This is a genomic window from Elusimicrobiota bacterium (genome assembly GCA_040757695.1).
Lineage (GTDB): Bacteria > Elusimicrobiota > UBA8919 > UBA8919 > UBA8919 > JBFLWK01.
Window position 1 is genome coordinate 1 of record JBFLWK010000017.1, and the last position, 19,864, is coordinate 19,864.

General features: G+C 35.6%; 19 protein-coding genes. All 19 read right to left on the reverse strand.

Annotation, left to right across the window (positions count from 1 at the left end):
- On the reverse strand, window positions 1–936 hold a 936-nt coding region (locus tag AB1349_04860; protein MEW6556668.1), incomplete at its 3' end, for an alpha/beta hydrolase-fold protein.
- Between the two features lie 78 nt (window positions 937–1,014).
- Window positions 1,015–1,593 (reverse strand): imidazoleglycerol-phosphate dehydratase HisB, encoded by a 579-nt coding sequence (gene hisB, locus AB1349_04865; protein ID MEW6556669.1) that lies wholly within the window; start codon window positions 1,591–1,593, stop codon window positions 1,015–1,017.
- 51 nt (window positions 1,594–1,644) lie between these two features.
- Window positions 1,645–2,853 carry a histidinol dehydrogenase gene (gene hisD / locus AB1349_04870; GenBank protein ID MEW6556670.1) on the reverse strand — a complete coding sequence of 403 codons (1,209 nt, stop codon included), beginning with the start codon at window positions 2,851–2,853 and terminating at the stop codon, window positions 1,645–1,647.
- A gap of 26 nt (window positions 2,854–2,879) precedes the next feature.
- Window positions 2,880–4,136 carry a UDP-N-acetylglucosamine 1-carboxyvinyltransferase gene (murA, locus tag AB1349_04875; GenBank protein MEW6556671.1) on the reverse strand — a complete coding sequence of 419 codons (1,257 nt, stop codon included), beginning with the start codon at window positions 4,134–4,136 and terminating at the stop codon, window positions 2,880–2,882.
- The gene (gene prmC / locus AB1349_04880; GenBank protein ID MEW6556672.1) at window positions 4,117–4,953 is read right to left on the reverse strand and encodes a peptide chain release factor N(5)-glutamine methyltransferase; all 837 of its coding nucleotides are present in this window, start codon (window positions 4,951–4,953) and stop codon (window positions 4,117–4,119) included. The genes murA and prmC overlap by 20 nt, the downstream gene beginning before the upstream one ends.
- Entirely contained in the window at window positions 4,950–5,996 is a 1,047-nt protein-coding gene (prfA, locus tag AB1349_04885) for a peptide chain release factor 1 (protein MEW6556673.1), read from the reverse strand. The genes prmC and prfA overlap by 4 nt, the downstream gene beginning before the upstream one ends.
- A 67-nt stretch (window positions 5,997–6,063) precedes the next feature.
- Complete coding sequence (rpmE, locus tag AB1349_04890) at window positions 6,064–6,414, reverse strand: 50S ribosomal protein L31 (GenBank protein ID MEW6556674.1); 351 nt, start codon at window positions 6,412–6,414, stop codon at window positions 6,064–6,066.
- Window positions 6,415–6,708: 294 nt separating this feature from the next.
- Window positions 6,709–7,587 carry a M23 family metallopeptidase gene (locus AB1349_04895; GenBank protein ID MEW6556675.1) on the reverse strand — a complete coding sequence of 293 codons (879 nt, stop codon included), beginning with the start codon at window positions 7,585–7,587 and terminating at the stop codon, window positions 6,709–6,711.
- Window positions 7,584–8,855, reverse strand: coding sequence for a transcription termination factor Rho (gene rho / locus AB1349_04900; protein MEW6556676.1), 1,272 nt, complete (start codon window positions 8,853–8,855; stop codon window positions 7,584–7,586). The genes AB1349_04895 and rho overlap by 4 nt, the downstream gene beginning before the upstream one ends.
- 51 nt (window positions 8,856–8,906) lie before the next feature.
- Window positions 8,907–9,551, reverse strand: a complete 645-nt coding sequence (gene coaE, locus AB1349_04905; GenBank protein MEW6556677.1) for a dephospho-CoA kinase — start codon at window positions 9,549–9,551, stop codon at window positions 8,907–8,909.
- Entirely contained in the window at window positions 9,548–12,193 is a 2,646-nt protein-coding gene (gene polA / locus AB1349_04910; protein MEW6556678.1) for a DNA polymerase I, read from the reverse strand. Before polA ends, coaE begins: the two co-directional genes overlap by 4 nt.
- Window positions 12,194–12,440: 247 nt before the next feature.
- The gene (locus AB1349_04915; protein ID MEW6556679.1) at window positions 12,441–13,211 is read right to left on the reverse strand and encodes a flagellar motor protein MotB; all 771 of its coding nucleotides are present in this window, start codon (window positions 13,209–13,211) and stop codon (window positions 12,441–12,443) included.
- Window positions 13,208–13,852, reverse strand: a complete 645-nt coding sequence (locus AB1349_04920) for a flagellar motor protein MotB (GenBank protein MEW6556680.1) — start codon at window positions 13,850–13,852, stop codon at window positions 13,208–13,210. The genes AB1349_04915 and AB1349_04920 overlap by 4 nt, the downstream gene beginning before the upstream one ends.
- A gap of 66 nt (window positions 13,853–13,918) precedes the next feature.
- Window positions 13,919–14,677 (reverse strand): MotA/TolQ/ExbB proton channel family protein, encoded by a 759-nt coding sequence (locus AB1349_04925; protein ID MEW6556681.1) that lies wholly within the window; start codon window positions 14,675–14,677, stop codon window positions 13,919–13,921.
- An 89-nt stretch (window positions 14,678–14,766) separates the two neighbouring features.
- Complete coding sequence (locus tag AB1349_04930) at window positions 14,767–16,719, reverse strand: FliG C-terminal domain-containing protein (GenBank protein MEW6556682.1); 1,953 nt, start codon at window positions 16,717–16,719, stop codon at window positions 14,767–14,769.
- A gap of 6 nt (window positions 16,720–16,725) precedes the next feature.
- On the reverse strand, window positions 16,726–17,574 hold the full coding sequence (locus tag AB1349_04935; GenBank protein ID MEW6556683.1) for a hypothetical protein: 849 nt from the start codon (window positions 17,572–17,574) through the stop codon (window positions 16,726–16,728).
- Between the two features lie 78 nt (window positions 17,575–17,652).
- Window positions 17,653–17,988: a hypothetical protein gene (locus tag AB1349_04940; protein MEW6556684.1), complete on the reverse strand. Its 336-nt coding sequence runs from the start codon at window positions 17,986–17,988 to the stop codon at window positions 17,653–17,655.
- 143 nt (window positions 17,989–18,131) lie between these two features.
- Window positions 18,132–19,409, reverse strand: a complete 1,278-nt coding sequence (locus tag AB1349_04945; GenBank protein MEW6556685.1) for a hypothetical protein — start codon at window positions 19,407–19,409, stop codon at window positions 18,132–18,134.
- Window positions 19,396–19,773 carry a response regulator gene (locus AB1349_04950; protein MEW6556686.1) on the reverse strand — a complete coding sequence of 126 codons (378 nt, stop codon included), beginning with the start codon at window positions 19,771–19,773 and terminating at the stop codon, window positions 19,396–19,398. Before AB1349_04950 ends, AB1349_04945 begins: the two co-directional genes overlap by 14 nt.
- Window positions 19,774–19,864: the final 91 nt, after the last annotated feature.

A 19,864-nucleotide genomic window follows, 5' to 3' on the forward strand; every position in this document is an offset into this window, starting at 1 on the left:
TTTTGTTCCCATATCAAGATATAGTTTAATCTTTTTCTTTGGCGATTTTTCTATTTCATCCAGAATCTTATAATCAGCCCACCATAAAGCAGGCGAGATTACACCGGTCATTGAAAATATTTCGGGGTATTCCCATGCAATATAAAGCGATGCGATTCCGCCGAGCGACGAACCCATAATCGCAGTATTGTTTCTGTCAGGCAAGGTTCTGTATGCTTTATCAATAAAAGATTTTAAGTCATTTATTATAAAATTAGCATATTTATCAGCATCGCCACCACCGTGTTGTTTGTCAATATAAGGCGTATATTCCTTTGCCCTGTCTGTATTGTTGTAAATCCCTACAACGATAATTTCTTTAATTTTATTCTCTGAAATCAATTTCTCAACTGTTTCATCAACTGCCCACTCAATACCTATAAAAGAGGTTGCAGAATCAAATATATTCTGTCCGTCATGCATATAAAGAACAGGATATCTCTTTTTTATATTTTTTTCATAATTCGGCGGAAGATAAACAATAATAGTTCTTTTGTTATTTAATTTTTTGGCGTAAAAATTTTCGTGAAATTTTATATTTCCTGTTAATGTATGTTTTCTCTCGGTTTTAACAGTATCTGCCCAATTGTCAACGGTAAAAAGAATTTCTTCATCTTTTGTAATTGTTAATTCCCTGTTTGACAATTCTTCACCATTCTTTCCTTTTTCAACCGTTTCCCAACTGCCACGGGTAAATTTGAATTCAACTTTTGTTCCTTTTAATAGCGAAAAACTTTTCTGATAGATAAAATTGCCAATTTTTTCTAATTTGATTTTTCCCGAATCCCAGTTCCCTAATTCAGCAATATTGCCCGATATAAAAACCGAATCCGTTGTTTGAGTATAACTTGGAACTTTTACATTGAATTGAATATTGACCATGTTAGAATTAATCATTTCAGTCCAGCCCATATTACAAAATAGAAGAAAAATGAATAATAAACTGCATAACTTAAACATAATAAAAGGTGATAATCACAATTTATTTTTTGTAGATGGGATTGTTTTAATTTTTTTATTTATTTTTATTGCCTGCTGGAATGCTTTTGCAAAACCTTTGAAAATAGACTCTGCAATATGATGGTTGTTTTTGCCGGTGTGGTTTTTTACATGCAGGCTCATTCCACAAGAATAAGAAACTGCTCTAAAAAACTCTTCGATTAAAGGATAGTCAAACTCAACAAATCTGCTGAATTTAACATCAAAAGAAAAATACGGTCTACCAGATAAATCAATTGCAACATAACTTAATGCTTCATCCATTGGCAGCAGAAAATTGCCATAGCGTGTAATCCCAATTTTTTTGCCAAGCGCTTTTTTTATTGCCTCGCCCAGCACAATTCCCAAATCTTCAACAAGATGATGGCAGTCAACTTCAGTATCGCCTTTAGCTTTTATTTTCAAATCAATTAAAGAATGTTTAGCAAAAAGTGAGAGCATATGATCAACAAACGGGATAGTTGTTCTAATTTTATATTTTCCGCAACCATCCAGATTAAGTCGGAGGTCTATCACTGTTTCAGTAGTTTTTCGCTTGATTTTTGCTATTCTCATTTTTTTTCCCCAAATGCAGAGTTCAATTTTTCTATTTCCCGTTTGGTTAGGTTAATTGTCATTTGCACATTTAGCTAAATGAGCAAGTGTTCTTATTTTAATAGAATTTACATGCTCAAAAAGCCGCTCGGTTTCTGCCAGTTTGATTATTTTTTTTGCTGATTTTTTTAAGGCAGATTTGTTATATTGAATAACTGATGATGTTTTAAGAAAATCGTAGACAGAAAGTCCGGATGAATATCTTGCTGTACCACTTGTTGGTAAAACATGACTTGGTCCTGCGAAATAATCTCCAATCGCAACAGGTGAATAGTTCCCGATAAAAACTGCACCTATATTTTTTATTTTTTCAGCAATTTTTTCCGGATTTTTTGTCATGATTTCAAGATGTTCTGGTGCCAATTCGTTTATCAGTTTTATTGCCTGTTTAAGAGTTTGAGTATTTATTATTTTTATCTGTTTCAAAAAGATATTCCGTGTTTGCGGAAACACGAAATGTTGAAATTTGTATTTTACTGTGTCAGTTAATCGTTTTGATAACGAGATTAAAGTTGCGGTTGCGTTTCTATCGTGCTCACATTGTGCTAACAAATCAGCAATTACAAAATCCGCATTTGCGGTACTGTCTGCAATTATCAAAACTTCTGATGGACCTGCGAGCATATCAATACCAACATCACCGAAAACCTGTCTTTTTGCTTCTGTTACAAAAATATTTCCAGGTCCTACGATTTTATCAACTTTTGGTATCGTTTCGGTTCCATATGCCAGTGCCGCAATCGCCTGAACTCCGCCGATACGATAAATTTCAGTAACACCACAGATTTTAGCCGTTACCAGAACTTCGGCAGTCAAATTTTTCGGTGGACTTACCATTACTATTTTTCTAACCCCTGCGATTTTAGCAGGGACAGCAGTCATTAAGATTGTTGATGGATATGAGAATTTACCGCCTGGAATATAGATACCAATTTTTTCTATTGGCTTAAAAACACATTTAAGCACTATTTCGTTTTTTTTGATGACGGTTAGTTTTGGTAGTATTTTTTTCTGAAAAAATTCTATATTTTTTTTTGCTTGTTTAATTGCAATCAAAAAATCGTTACTAACATTTTTAACAGCGGTTCTAAACTCTTTTTCAGAAACCTTAAATTTTTTTGGTAAAAGTTCAATACCATCATATTTTTTTGTAAAATATGAAACTGCATCATCACCTTCTTTTTTTACTTTGTAGATAATCTTTTTTACAATAGTATTCATAACTTTTTATTTTACATTTTTAATTTTTAATTGTCAATAACCCGTTTTATATCAGCACCGAGTTGTTTAAATTTAGCGACGCTATTTTCATATCCGCGGTCTAAATGTTCCAACCCTGTTATTTCACTTTTTCCTTTTGCAGCAAGCCCGGCGAGTATAAGTGCAGCAGCGGAACGCAAATCAGACGCCACAACTTTTGCACCTGTAAGTTTTTTTACACCTTTAACAATTGCCAAATTGCCTTTGATTTTTATATCAGCACCCATTTTGATAAGTTCTGCACCCGTTTGAAACCGGTTCTCAAAAACAGTTTCAGTGATAACAGATTCTCCTTTAGCGAGCGTCATCAGTGTCATCCACATCGGTTGTAAATCTGTCGGGAAACATGGATAAACAGCAGTTTTAACATCAACAGGTTTTATTATATTAGAACCTTTTACAATTATACTGCTAGTTATAACAGATATTTTTGTGTTTGCCAGTTTGATTTTTTCAATAAACGATTCATTATATTCAGGATTAGAGCCAACGATTTTGATATTGCCTGATGTTATAGCAGCAGCAGTAATAAATGTACCTGTTTCTATTCTATCAGGGATTATTTTATATTCTACACTATTCAGTTTTTTCGTGCCTGTAATTCTTAGAACTTTTGTACCGACACCTGATATTTTGGCACCTGCTTTTACCAAAAAATTTGCCAAATCAGTTACTTCAGGTTCAATTGCAGTATTTTCAATTATTGTTTCACCGTCTGCCAAAGTGGCTGCCATCAAGATATTTTCGGTTGCACCTACTGATGGGAAATCCAGTATAATTTTACGACCTGTCAATCGTTTTGTATTTAGCATAACACAGCCCTGCATAATACTGTAATTAGCGCCCAGTTTTTTGAATCCATCTAAATGGATATTGATTGGTCTTATACCGATTGCGCATCCGCCTGGCAGTGGAATTTTCACTTTTTTGAATCTTGCTAAAAGCGGTCCTGCGACGAGAACAGATGCTCTCATTTTGCGGACAAGTTCTTCAGGTGCGCTAGTTTTTATTTTTCTGGAAGGCAAAACGGTTATCTGATTTTTTATTTTTTTTATTTTTTTACCGAGTTGTTCTAATAAAGCCAATACAGTATTTACATCCTCAAGTTCCGGAACATTATCAATAACACATTTATCGTCGGTAAGTAATGTAGCAACAAGTATTGGCAATGCAGCATTTTTAGCACCACTAATTTTTACTGTACCGGATAATTTTTTGCCGCCGTTAATTATAATTCTGTCCATAAATTACTCTTGGCTGTTGAGAATAGTCATTTTTTATTGTAATATTTTTGTAACCATTTTCCAACATAATTTTTTTTATTGCAGAGGAATGATGATACCCAATTTCAAACATAAGACAACCATTCTTTTTGAGATATTTTTTGCTCTCAGCAATAATTTTTCTATAAAACTTTAAGCCGTCAAAACTGCCGTCAAATGCAATTTTCGGTTCATACCAAATTTCTTTTTGGAGTTTTTTTAACTCTGCTGTTTTTATGTATGGTGGATTAGAAACAATTAAATCAAAAGAAGGTAGAAGGTAGAAGGTAGAGGGTAGAAGGTTAAATAAGTTGCTTTGCAAAAAAGTAATTCTGCCTGATACATTATGTAATCTTGCATTTTTTTTAGCAATTTTTAATGCATTTTTAGAAATATCAACTGCGACTATTTTAGCATCTGGCAGGTATTTTGCTAACGAAATCGCGATATTTCCACAGCCAGTGCCTATATCTAAAATGGAGAGATGGAAAGCGATTTTAATTGCTGTTTCAACCAGAATCTCTGTTTCCTGACGTGGAATCATAACACTTTTATCAATATAAAATTTCAAGCCCATAAACTCTGTTTCACCGAGCAGGTATGCTGTTGGGATACCTTTTTTTCGTTTATTTAGCATTTTTTGGTACATATATTTTTGTTTAGTCTTTATATTCTTTCTGTTCAAAACGACCTCTGCAGGTTTTAATTTCAGGCAATGTGCCAAGATAAGTTGAGCATCATATAACAGATTATTACCGAGCATTTTTTTTCCATAGTTTAACAACTCTATTGTATTCATAAAAGTTCTATTTTTTTGAATTTATCCATGATAATATCCATATTACCGTCTAATATATTCTGGATATTATGAAAACTGTCGTTAAGCCGATGATCAGTAATTCTATCCTGCGGAAAATTATAAGTTCTTATCTTTTCACTTCGTTCACCAGTTCCAACCTGTTTTTTTCTATCATTATCAATATTCTGTTGTCGCTGAATTTTTATAGTATCATATAATCGGGCTTTAAGTATTTTCATTGCTTTTAGTTTATTTTTTAACTGTGACCGTTCATCCTGGCATACCACAACGGTATTTGTCGGGATATGCGTAATTCTAACAGCAGAATCAGTTTTCTGGAGATACTGTCCACCGTGTCCGCCTGCGCGGTATGTATCAATTCGCAAATCGGTTGGCTTTATTTCAACTTCTACTTCATCAGGTTCTACAAGGACTGCTACTGTGACTGTTGAGGTATGGATTCTGCCGGCTGCTTCTGTTTTTGGTACTCGTTGAACACGATGTGTTCCACTTTCATACTTAAAAAGACCATATGCACCGTTACCTTCAACTATGAAAATTATCTCTTTTATACCGCCAAGCCCTGTTGATCTCACGGATAGTATTTCCGTATTAAACTTTTTTGATTCTGCATATCGTGTATACATTCTGTATAAATCAGAAGCAAACAGTGATGATTCTTCTCCACCTGCTGCTGCACGGATTTCAACAATAATATTTTTTTTATCAAGTGGACTTTGAGGTTTCAGAAGTTGTTTAAGTTCCAGTTCAATCATATTTTTTTTTCGTTCAAGTTCTATCAATTCTGTTTTTGCCAGTTCAATCATTTCTAAATCATCTGATACCAAAATTTCGTTTATATGTGAAATTTCCTGTGTTAATTTTTTATATTGCTGATACTTTTCAGCAACTGGCAAGATTTCTTTTCTTCGTTTTGACAAATCCTTCAACTTTTGCGAATCAGCAATTACATTCGGGTTAGATAACAAGTTTTCTATCTCGTGATATTCATTTTCAATTTTTTTTAATTTTTCTATAATCATAGAATTGAAAAAGCAAAGATTTCTCAAAAAAGAAAAACTTTGCCTTTGTTAATGCAACTGCAGTATGCTAATTTTGAGATGGTTTTTGTTCCTTTTTTGTGCCTGTATATTTTAATCTACCTTTTTTAGAGAACTCTTTCGGGACTGCTTTTTTAATTTTTTTCAATGGTTTTATTTTCATTATAACTGCTTTTGGTTTTCTTGTTACGGTTTTACCACTTGTTTTAGCATATCTTGATAAAAACTTATCCACCCGGCCGGCGGTATCAACCAGTTTTTGTTTGCCGGTAAAAAATGGGTGACACTTAGAGCATATTTCCAGTTTTATTTCCGGTTTAGTTGACCTTGTAATAAAACTATTTCCGCAGGCACAGACCACTTTACATTCTACATAATTCGGATGAATTCCTTCTTTCATTTTTTTCTCCTATTCCTGAACAAGTTCACGACTCCCACTTATTTTTCTATTATACAAAAACAAACAAAAAAGTCAAGTTAGGTTGTCTTTGGCGACTGACATTTTAATTTAAAAGCATAGAAATTTCCTTTTTTGGACGCAGATGTACGCAGATTACGAAGATTATAAAAATATAAATTTTAAATCTGTTTTTTCTGCGAAAATCTGCGTCCTATTAACTTGACCACTGAAGCCACAGAAGACACTGAAACTTCTTTGACTGGATTAACAGGATTTTATTTTTTGCTTTCAGTTTCATTTCCTTCTAATGAATTGATTTCTGAGATATTTTAGTGGATTCATTGGGCGGCCGTATTTTCTTATCTCAAAATGTAGATGGGGACCTGTGGAATAGCCGGACGAGCCTATTCTTCCGATAGTTTGTTCTGCTTTTACAAATTGTCCTTTTTTTACGAAGTAAGACCTGAGGTGTCCGTATCTTGTGGAGAAACCGTTTTTATGCCGTATGATTACCATTTTACCATAACCGTGTTCCCGTCCAGCGAATATAACTTTTCCGTTAGATGCTGCTCTTACAGGTGCACCGTACCATCTTGCGAGATCCAAACCTTCGTGAAACCGTTTATCTCTAAAAATCGGATGTCTTCTTAATCCGAACCTACTTGTGATACGGCAGTTCACAACAGGCCATATAAATTCAGCAAACTGAATTTTTACACCAGGAATAAAAAGTTTTCTGCCAGTTTCAAATTCTATTTCATCTTCGTCTTCAAAATCGTTTGCAACCAGGATTATCTCGGCAGATATTTTATATTTTTTTGAGATTGTATTTAATGTTTCGTTCTTTTTTATAGTATGAATATAGCCCTTTTTATTGATAACCAAAATTTTTTGGTTTGGTTTCAATGTTGTTATTTCAAGATTATTGATACCTCTTATTGTAGCGGCATCAGTTCCATATTTTCGGGCGATAGTTTGGAGTGTTTCATTTTTTCTGACGGTATGGTCTATCAGTACGAGTTCATCAAGTTGTTTTACAAAATCGTAATCGGTTTGTGTTGAAACATCAAGTTTTGTGATTAGTAGTTCGTCGTAGAATGGTTTTGTGGATATAGAATAAAGGTGTGATGGCAGGATTGAGATTAAGATTAAGATTGAGTAGATTATTTTCACTGTGAAAATTCCATTGATTTCAGGAAGTCCTTATTTGATTTAGTTGCCGAGATTTTTTCTATGAGTAATTCCATTACTTCAACTGATGACATTGGAGTAAGCACTTTTCTTAAAATCCAGATTTTAGTTAGCACTTCTGGTAGTAGTAAAAGTTCTTCCTTTCTGGTTCCGGATTTGTTTATATCTATTGCTGGAAAGATTCGTCTATCAGCGAGTTTTCTATCAAGATGTATTTCCATATTTCCGGTACCTTTAAATTCTTCAAAGATAACATCATCCATTTTGCTGCCGGTATCAACCAATGCGGTTGCTATAATTGTTAAAGAGCCACCTTCCTCTATATTTCTGGCAGCACCAAAAAATCTTTTAGGTCGTTGTAGCGCATTAGAATCCAAACCGCCTGAAAGCACTCTACCTGATGATGGCTGAGCAGCATTATACGCTCTTGCGAGCCGCGTAATAGAATCAAGCAGAATTACGACATTTTTTTTATGTTCTACGAGCCGTTTTGCTTTTTCCAGAACCATTTCTGCAACCTGTATATGTCTATCCTGTGGCTCATCAAAAGTGGATGAAATCACCTCTGCTTTTACAGAACGATGCATATCGGTTACCTCTTCCGGACGTTCATCAATCAGCAGGACGAGCAGGTGTATTTCAGGATGATTAGTAGTTATTGCGTTAGCGATTTTCTGAAGTATCATTGTTTTTCCTGCACGAGGCGGCGAAACAATCAGTCCACGTTGTCCTTTCCCGATAGGTGTTAGCAAATCCATCAACCGAGTTGTAATTTCATCTTTTCTTGTTTCAAGATTGATTTTTTGTTCCGGATAAAGCGGTGTTAGATTATCAAACAACACGCGTTCTCTAATTTTTTCCGGATCTTCGTTATTAACTGCCTGAACCTTCAAGAGTGCCAGGAATCGTTCGTTTTCTTTAGGCGGTCTTACTTCACCTGATACGGTATCACCTTTTCTGAGTGCAAATTTTTTGATTTGTGATGGTGAAATATAGATGTCTTCAGGCCCGGGCAGATAATTTGAGTTTGGTGACCGAAGGAATCCGAATCCGTCCGGTAAAACTTCCAAGACACCTTCATCAAACATAAGCCCGTTTTGAGTACTCTGTGCCTGCAAAATCTTGAAGACCAACTCCTGTTTTTTTAACCCAGCAATATCGTCAAGTTTCAAATCCTTTGCCAGTGTCGTCAGTTCTGCCATACTTTTTTTTGATAGTGCAGAAATATCCGTTTTGGTGGTCTGTTCCATAATCGCTTCGCTCCTTATTCACGAATAACGGCTCACGAATAAAAGTACACATCACGAACAAGACACGAATAACTGTACTGATTTTATTCGTGAAAATTCGTGATGACATTCGTGATTAGTTATTCGTAATTTTATTTTGTCAAGTAGTTTCTTGACTGCTGATTTTATTTTTTTCTGATGTCCTGTATTTTTGATAACAAACTCGGCAGATTTTATTTTTTTAGAAAGTGGCATTTGCGAAGTTATTCTTTTTACTGCTTCAGTTCTTGTGATTTTATCCCGTTTCATCAATCGTTCAATTTGCTGATTTTTTTTACAATAAACGACAATAATTTTATTGAACATTCTTTCAAGATGCGCTTCAAACAAAAGTGGCACATCAACAACAATCAAGTGATTAAGTGATTGAGTGATTAAGTGATTAAGTTCTTTAATAATTGCAGGATGAAGAATCTTTTCAAGTTGTTTTCGTTTTACAGAATCTGAAAAAACAATTTTTGCAATTTTTTTTCTATTAAGTGTTCTGAAAAGTTTCTTAATTCTTATCTGGACATTTGTCCATTTATAAACCTGTTGTGTTATTTTATCGCACGAGATTGTTTTAATCCCGAGTTTTTTGAACTCGTTTAATACCGCTGTTTTACCAGACGCAATCCCACCAGTAAGCCCAATAATTTTGAATTTTTCATTTTTCATTTTTCATTTTTAATTATCTCTAAATCAGCCCAATTTTTGCCAATTTTTACATCTACAACTACAGGAATATCAAGTTTAAGAGAATGTTCCATTTCGGTTTTTATCATTGGAATGAATGTATTGATTTCATTATCCTTAATTTCAAACAAAAGTTCGTCATGAACCTGAACCAACATCCTGCATCTTACATCTTGCATCTTGCATCTTTTATTTATGTTTATCATTGCGACTTTTATAATATCAGCGGCTGTGCCTTGAATCGGCGTATTGATTGCTGTTCGTTCTGCGAATGCACGCATCTGCTGGTTTTGGCTATTTATTTCAGGCAGGTATCTGATTCTACCTAACAGTGTTGTTACAAAACCTGTTTCTCTCGCATTTTTTATTGTTTCGGTTATCCAGTTTTTTACACCGCTATATTTTCCAAAATACTGGTCAATATATTTTTGTGCTTCTTCAGTTGTAATTCCTAATTGTTGTGAAAGTCCCCATGCCTGTTGTCCGTAGACGATACCGAAATTTATACCTTTTGCTCGGTTTCGCATCTCAGCAGTAATTTCTTCTTTTTTTAATCCGAAGACCTCTGATGCGGTTGATATGTGTATATCTCCGCCTTTCTGGAATGCTTCACAGAGCATTTTATCTTTTGTGATATGTGCGAGCACTCGCAGGTCAATTTGAGAATAATCCAACGATGCCAGAATATAGCCTGTTTCTGCAACGAAGCCGCGTCTAATTTTTTTGCCTAATTCCGTTTTAACAGGTATATTTTGCAGATTCGGTTCTGATGATGATAGCCGACCTGTTGATGTAATTGTCTGGTTAAACGATGTATGGAGTCGTTTTGTTTGTGGATTGATTTTTTCTAACAATGCGTCTATAAAGGTTGATTTTAATTTTGATATTTCGCGATAATTTAACAACAATTTAGGCAGTTCTGCGGTTTGGGCGAGTATTGAAAGAACCTCTTCGTCGGTAGAGAAGCCTGTTTTTGTTTTTTTTACAGGCTGAAGCCCGAGTTTATCAAACAGGATATATGCAAGTTGTTTTGGTGAGTTTATATTAAACTCTTCACCAGCCATAGAGAATATCATTTTTTCCAGTTGCTGAAGTTGTTCTGAAAATTCGTGTGCTAAACTTCTCAGGTATTTATCGTCCAGTTTAATACCTGTTTTTTCCATTTTATACAGAATTTCGGTTAATGGCATTTCAATATTCTGAAAAAGCGGCAACAATTTTTTGTCTGAAAGTTCAGATGTAAGCATTTGCGAACATTGTAAAATTAAGTTTGTCTTTTTGCCAAAAATATCTTTTGCTTCCTGGACCTCTATATTTTCAGGATTACCATTAAAATCATCCAGTTTAGTTCCAAGATATTCAATTCCAATCTCTACTAATGAATGATTTTTCCGAGATGGGTTCAGCAGGTAGGACGCGATTTCAGTATCAAAAACATTTCCGAACGAGTTGAACAAGATACCGTATTTATACAAAAAAGACAATTGTGATTTTATACTATGCGTAATTTTAACGATATTATTATTTTCAAACAATGGTGTGAGATACCTGACAACCATTTCAACAGGTAATAGGTGGAATTGCGTTGTAGAACTCAATGTTTGATGACTGAGTGGGATATAGAATCCTGTATTTTTTTGACAGGACAGACACCAGCCAGCATTAGAGACAAGGAATGCGAATTCATTTTTTGTTTTTATATATTCTACAAGTTTTTTTAAATCGTTTTCAGCCGACACTATTTTATAGTTTCCCGCTGTCTCTATTCCCCCCTTTTCCTCCGTCCCCATTTCCGGTATCAATGAAAAGAATTCCAGCCGTCGCAAGATATCTATAAATTTTTTATTATCAGGTGCATTAGGCTTTAACTGCTCAAAATCAATTTCTATCGGTATATCGTTTACAAGTGTTACCAATTTTTTTGACAGGATTGCTGAATTAAAATGCCGAGCAATCAGGTCTTTAACTTTCCCGTTAATTAGCATATAATTTTTCAAGATATTTTCTATACTACCGAATTGCTGGATAATTTTGGCAGCAGTTTTTTCGCCGATACCGGGCACACCGGGTATATTATCAGCTGTATCACCTGACAGCGCTAAAAAATCAACTACTCTTTCAGGTGCAACTCCCAATTTTTTGATAACCTCGTCTCTATCATACAAAATATCTTTAGGTTCATTCAGGACTTTAACTTTTTCATCCACAAGTTGCAATGCATCCTTATCGCCTGTAACAATCACTGTTTCAATAAGTGGCTGTTTTTTTGCTTTAGAAGATATAGTTGCTATCAAATCATCTGCCTCGTAACCTTCCTTTTCGTAGACTGTCAGGTTTAGTGCAGACATAATTTGTTTTATATACGGGAACTGGTTTTTTAGTTCATCTGTTGTTTTTTTTCGGTGCATTTTATATTCTGAAAACTCTTTATGTCGGAAGGTAGGTGCAGGATAATCCAAGCAGACCGCGATATAATCGGGTTTATACTGTTTTAAAATTTTTAATAGCATTCTGGTAAAACCATACACAGCATTTACCAACTCGCCTTTGGATGTAGTAAGATTTCGGATAGCATGGTATGCGCGGTGGATATAGGAATTCCCGTCAACAAGGTAGAGTGTCATAGGATAGCGAATAGTAAATAGTCGGCTCCGATAAATCGGAGCCGTAATCGGTAAAGCGAACACTTTTAGCAATAAGGCAAATTTCAGAATTTCAGAATTTCAGAAAAGTGAAATACAGAAAACATCCTTACATGATTTGAATTTACTAGAACATTTGTCCTGGAGGTTAAGGCAATGCACTTAACCAATAAGGCGATTGCTCCTGAACAAGCCTGTCCCAACCTCCAAAAAGATTGGTGTAGTGGTATTATGGTTGATAAGGGATTAGGAGTTCTGTATCTTTAACCACTTTACCGGAGTTATCAATTTTATCAGGGTTGAGTTGCCGAATTTTATCGGTATGTTCTTCAGTTCCCAGGAACTTTTTTACGATTTCAGATATATTCTCTTCGCCAGTTGTTTTATAGTAGATAAATCTTTTTGGTAATTCTTTTTTAATTCGCATAATACAGATTTCAATCCGTCTATTTTTTGCTCTATCTTGTTCAGTTTTATTTGATGCGACTGGATTAAACTCGCCATAACCACGAACCTGCAATCGTTTAGGTTCAAGCCCGTTTTTGAGCAGTTCACTACCGACGCTCCAGCCTCGTGCTGCGGACAGAAACCAGTTATCTTTATACTTACCGCCGTATAGAGGTTTAGAGTCCGCATGACCTGCCACAATAATCTCGCCTGGTATTTGTTGTAATTCCGGTATAAGTTCCTGTAATATTTTTACAAATTCAGGTTTAAGTTCTGCGGATGCCGGCTTAAAAATTATATCTTGTGATAGTGTAACATTTATTCTATCAATAGATACATTTACTTTACCGAACTGCTGTAATTTTTTCACAATCAGCATATTTTCTGAAACTTGGGTTGCTTTCTGGTATGCTTGGGTTAATGCGAACAGCAGCAAGAAAAACATCATCAGGTTTGTCATCATATCACCGTAAGATACAATCCACATATTCGGGTCTAATTCAGCTGACTCGCCAAATCGTCTGCCAAAAAATACTGTTTTTTTAGTTCTCATAGTTCGTCTTTATAGAGGATATACAATTCTATTCGGCGGTTTAACGCTCTATGCTGTGCTGTATTATTTGGATATAGTGGCTGGTATTCGCCGTAGCCGGCTACTGACAGTCGTTTCGGGTTGATACCTTTTTTCTGAAAGAATTTTACAACACTGCGTGCTCTATCTAATGACAGTTCCCAGTTAGACGAGTATCTCAATTCCCGTTTGATTGGTATATTATCCGTATGTCCTTCTATAATAACTTTATATGGCACATCAGAAAGCCAGGTAGCCAGTTTTTCAAGTGGCTGTTTTGTTTGTTCTTTCAAGACCGCGCTACCTAAATCAAACAGTACAGGTGTATCAAACACGATTCGGATACCTTGTGCTGTAGTTTCTGTTTTGATTATTTTTTCAAAATCAGGCGGTATTTGTTGTTCTTTTTTTACTATTTTTATATCCAGTCTACCTCTACCAAAAGTTGTCACAAAACTCATCTGTGCAATACGCTGGGTTTCCAGTGTTGCTCGGGTTAACGCCCATAGCATCAAAAAGAACAGCATCAGGTTTGTCATCATATCAGAATAGATAGTAAGCCAGATTGGTGTTGTTGCGCGTTCTCCACCCCAGAAGGTAATTTTTTTGAATTTTTTTTCCATAGAAAACCGCCAAACTGACGCGGAACTAAAACACAGAACAGACGCAGAACAGCATTCGGTTCCTTTTTATTTTCTTGTTCTGTATGCGAGATATGCTGCCAGTTTTTTTCGTAAGATAAGCGGAATATCACCTGCTTGGATTGATAGTATTCCTTCAATAACGACTTCTTTAGATAGAATTTCAGATTCTGATAGTGCATTCAGTTTTGATGCGATTGGCAGGAACACAAAATTAGTTGAAAAGATTCCATAGAAAGTTGTAGTTACAGCGATTGCCATAGATGCGCCCATTGTTTTTGGGTCTGCGAGATTTTTGAGCACCTGGACTACGCCGATAAGTGTACCTAAAAGCCCGAAGATAGGTGCGAGTGTGCCCATAGTTCTAAACACGCCTGCGTTTGCGTTGTGGCGTCTACGGATAAAAACGATTTCAGTTTCTAAATTGTCTCGGATTAAATCCGGTGCCAACCCATCAATCAGCATTTGCAGTCCTTCTTTCAAAAATCTATCTTCCATTGATGGAATATCTTCCTGTAAAGAATCCACACCGGTTCTTTTTGCTTTTTCGCAGAGCATAATCAACTGGTTAATTATAATTTCAGGTTGCTGTCTGACTTTTTTAGGGAATAATACAAACAGTGATGCTCGCAGTGCAGTTTTTAGTTGTGTCCACGGCACACCAATTAGTACTGCACCCGATGTGCCACCAAACACAAGCACAGCGGCTAAAGGATTTATCAATAATTCTACAATCCCGCCATGATACATTACATAATAAACCGCACTAAACCCAATTACTAACCCAACTATTGTTAGAATATCCACTTTAAGTTTTTTGAGTTTATTGAGTTCATTGAGTTCATTTGGTTTTCAACTCAACAAACCCAATAAACCCAACAAACGCAACTAACCCGTTATATTCCTCTTTCTTTTCTTAATCGTTCTTTTATTCTTGCAAGTCGTTCCTCTCTGGTTTCTGTATTTAGTTCTTCGGGTGCGAGTGTTTGTTCCTCAACTGATGGAGTCAGGATAGGTTCTGTTTCTTCTTCTGTTGGTGTTGGAACTGGCTCTATTTCTTCAGGTGGTGGTGGTTTCTGTCGGAGTTGTTCTTTTATTCTTGCGAGTCGTTTTTCTCTGGGTTCTGTCTTTAATTCCTCAGGAGCGGGTGGGGAGGAAGGTTGTTCCTCAACTGACGGAGTCAGGATAGGTTCTGTTTCATCTTCTGTTAGTGTTGGGACTGGCTCTATTTCTTCAGGTGGTGGTGGTTTCTGTCGGAGTCGTTCTTTTATTCTTGCGAGTCGTTTTTCTCTGGTTTCTGTTTCTGTTTTCTCTTTCTCTATTGTAATTCCAGATTCTTGTTTTACTTCTGGTTGTTTTTCTTGAGGTATCTCGCCACCCTTTTCTCCCTTAACAATTGTAATTCTGCCCTCATTTCTGAACCGTCTCATTATAAGTATAATTTTTCGTTCTTCTTCGTTAATTCTTATCTGTGGAACCATCTGGTTAAGTTCTATTTCCTGTTTTAACATTTCAGCGGCGCCCTGTGGTAGTGTTTTCAGTATTTTTTCGCGTGTAGATTTGTTTGCTGCTTTCAACCCGATTGCCCATGATGGTAGTGGTATCTCTCTGAAAAGTATCCTTAACCCAATAGAATCAATATAGTTCAAATCATTTATCTCAAGCAGTTGTGATTTAACCTGTTCAAATAGTTGCGGATTTGAGACAGCTAATGCAGACAAAATATGTTCTGCGGTTTGTTTATCAGACCGTTCACAGAGTTCAATAATTTCCGCAGCACCGCCAATAAGGTAATCAATTTTCTTTTTAAGTTCTAACTCCATTATTTCAACATCATCAGGTTCAAGTTGTTTTACAGAGCCAAGTTCAACTGCTACTTTTGATTGTAAGTCAGCAGGTAGTTGTGATAACACAAACGATGCCCAGTCACTTTTCAGATAACTTAACACCAGTGCTACTCTTTCTGGTGATTCATCTTTTAACAGATATGCCAGGTTTCTGATGTTGCCTTCATTAACAAACGAAAACAGTTTTGGCTTACCCGATTTTCCGTCGTCAAGCGACATTACAAGCGACCCACCGCCGACACCACCGCCACCGCCGGCTGGTTGTCGTGGTATCAAATTATCCAAAGAAGGTGTTGGTGTAGCAGGTTTAGTAGAGAGTGTGCTAACGAGATGTTTAAAAAATACATTCAGCGGTCCAAACAAAAAATATGCAAATAAAAGGACTCCTGATATCCACAGAACTGACGGCAAAGTTGCGATTGTTTGCCACCATGGTATATTTTTTTTATAAAATTCGGTTTTTTCAATTACCAGCGAATCACCCCGTGTGGTATTAAAATTAACAAGCCCTGTAATTAGTTTTCGTGCTTCTGCGACAATCGTATCGGGTATAGTTCTATCAAATTTTATTGTGACAGTAATTTTTTTGATAAACTTTTTTAATGTTTCTATTTCTTTTTCAGCCGGTGGCACAATCACCTGCACAGGTGCTGCTGCTGGTTTCTTTTGTTCTTCTTCTAACAGGTTTTTTTTGGTTGGTACACCTGGCAGGATATAGTCCTTAGTAATTTTTTTTGTTTCTGCTGGTGAAGTTAATTGTTCAATTTGAAGTTTTTCTCTTGGTTTTGCTTTTGCCAGTTCTTCTATAATTGGCTCTATATTTACGATAACGATAAAATCCTGTGGGCTTAATAATTTAGAAAGTGCGTCTGTTATTCGTTTTTCAATATTGGTTTCCAGTGTTAGTTTTTCACGGTCTATGTTATCAACACTGTAAAGTAAAGTGTAAAGTGTGAAGTGTAAAGTGTAAAGTAAAAAAAGGTATGTACATATTTTTTTCATTTTGTATCATTTTGGTTCTTCTTCTGTTGATCTTTCTTCAGCCAGTGATGTATTTGCTGATTTTATCATTGCATCTACTTCCTGTTTCCATTTATCTATTTCTATATCACCCAGACGTCGTTGCCATGATTTTTCGTTTGAATCAAGCGTATCTTTCAACGCCTGAATTTCTCTATCTTTTGCAAAGATTTGTTCTTTGTACTCAAGTTCTAGTTCTTTCATTCGGTCGCCTGCTTTTTTCAATTCTTCTTCTAATTGATTCCGTCTATCACGCACAATCTGTATTTCTGATTCACCCTTTTGATATTCTGCTTCCCATTCTTTGATTTTTTTCTCCATCTCACGTTTCAGCACATTAAAATCTTTCTCTTTCATCTGCAGGATTTCATCCCATTTGTTCTGCTCGTCTTGCAGTCGGCTTTTGATCAGCGATGATTCTTCTTCTAATTTCCGAATTGTTGTATGCAATGTTTCTATTTTAACATTCTGCTCGTCTATTTGTTTCTCATAATTCAGTTTCTGTTCTGTCATTCTTTTCTGCTGTGTATCAATTTCGGTTTCTTTGCCTGCGAGCAGGTTCTGTAATTGTTTAGTTAGACTTTCTAAAGACCGTATATTTTCTAAATGCTCGTTTATAGTCCGTTCTGATTTTTTCGCTTTTTCTTGCAGGTCAAAATTCAGAACATCAATCTGTGCCTTGAGTGATTTTATCTCTTTATCTTTAGCATCCAGTTCTTTAGAAAACCGCTCTCGCTGTCGTGCAAGTTCTAATGCAAACGACTGCTTGACCGAATCCATCGTGCTTCTTAACGCGATAACCTTATCTTTTTCTTGTGCTGTTTTTTCCTGAGCCATTTTTGTTCCCTCCTTTTAACTTGCCGTTATTCTGTGCTCTTCTGCTCTTGTGCTTTTTATCTTGCGAGTTTGAAACCGTTAGCTTACCTGTTGTTGAATCAATTCTCCAAACCCTTTTTTCATAATCTCTTGGTTTTGCTTCAGAAATTCAACTATGTCCTGATGTTGCTGCATTGCCTCTTTGTGCCTCTGTTCTGCTCTTTCGTCCATTTTTCTAAAGCCTTCATCCATTCTTCTAAAGCCTTCATCCATTCTTCTAAAACCTTCATCCATTTTAGAACCAATCAGCCTGAATCCTTCATCTAACTTGTTCAACACTCTGCCATTCTGCTTTAATACCCTGAACAAGACAATTGACGGATAAGCGCCAAGAAATGCAAAGTATAAAGCAAACATCAATTGTGCCAAGGTCATAAGCCACCTCTCACATTACGCAATACTTTCTACTTCTTTAAAAACAGTATAACAAAAAATTAGTATTTTGTCAAGTACTTTTTTGAAAAACGCGAATTGTTTACGAATAACGGCACACATCACGAATACCACACGAATAACTGCTATGAAACAACCCAGTTCTTTTTGGTATCAGCAATAAATTGTTCAATTTTTTGTGATAGTGAAGCAGATAGAAAATCCTTTTTAGTTTCCAGTATACCTGAGATTACTTTTATAATCTCTTTTTTTATTTCTTCACTTTCCGTCTTCACTTCCAGCAGTAATTCAGCCACCTGAGGACTTTCAATACCCTGTAGAATTTCAAGCCCGTTTTTTACTACAGATATATCAGGACTATTCAGCATCATTTTAATATTTTCTATTGTTTTAGCAGCATTATATTTCCACATTGATTGATATGCTTTTATTTTAACGATTACATCTTCATCTTCTATGAAAGGCTGTAATAATTTTTCGCCGAGTGCTAAATCTTTTTCAGAAACCAGTTCTGCATTTATGGATTCAATTGCAGCTAATTTTTTAGCCCGTGTATCTATTTCATCAATTATTTCTTTTACTTCTGCAGAATCATATGTAAGCACTGGTTCTCCTTCAGAACCATATGCCATACCTTTTTGCAGATATAATTTTTCTTGGAATGCTTTTAATCGTCTATGGCTGATATATGACGAGATTGAGACAATCAAAAAGATAAAACCAGCCAATGCAACCACCACACCTAAAGAGTATACAAAATATGTTCGTTTAAGTTCTTTCTGCTGTTTAGCAAGGTTGCTGATTATTCTTTCTTCAGTTTGCTGCAGGTCGCTTGACAGTCGTGTGAGTTGCTGTTCTGCTTTTGATAGAACCTCATTTAACATTTCTTTTCTTAATTCTGTTATTTTTCCTTCTTCACCTTTTTTTATTTTCTGTGCTGCAAGTTGTTCTTTTTGTTTTTCTATTTGCAGTTTTGCTTTAGTAACCGTTTTTTCAACTGGAATAACAGGTGGTCGTGGTAGTTCCTGTTTTGGTGGTACACCTGGTAATCCTTTAGGTATAGTTTCTATCACCTTTTTAGCATGTTCGTACATTTTAGTTACTTCAGGATCCGGGAACAGTTTTATCAATTTTTCCAAATACGGCATTGCGGTTTGGTAATCGCCTTTGATATAGTATTTTAATGCTATTTCATTCAGGCAGAGAGCTAAAAAATCTTTTGCCTGAGTATCTATTGGGTTCAGTTTCAGTCCTTGTTCTAAATCAGTGATAGCGGCTTCTGTATTCCCGTCGGTATATTTTTTGCCTGCTGAAAAAAAATAGTCCTCTGCAGTTTGTGCATAACACAGATAACCACAGATAAATAACACAGATAAACACAGATAAAATCTATTCAGTTTCATTATCAAGAATATTTTTAACTTTTTCTACAAGATGTTCAGGCAGGAATGGTTTTTCTATAAAATCTTTGACCTGCGAAATTTTATTCAGTTCAAAAACGCTTTTTAGTTTAAATTTAAATGTAGAAATAATGATTGGTATTTTTGCAATTTTTTTGTTTTCTTTTAATTTTTCTGCTAATGTGTAGCCATCAAGTCTCGGCATTATGATATCAAGTATTATCAAATCAGGATGTTCTGCAGATATTTTGGTTAGTGCTTCTTCGCCATCACCTGCTTCAATAACCTCATAATTTTGCTGAGTAAGTGTAAATCGGATTAACTCTCGTGTTTCAGGGCAGTCGTCAACAATCAGTATTTTTTTCATAAAAATCACAAATAACACATCACGAATACTATCACGGATTTTCACGAATAAGACATTGCAGTTATTCGGGTTAATTCGTGATACTTGTCTT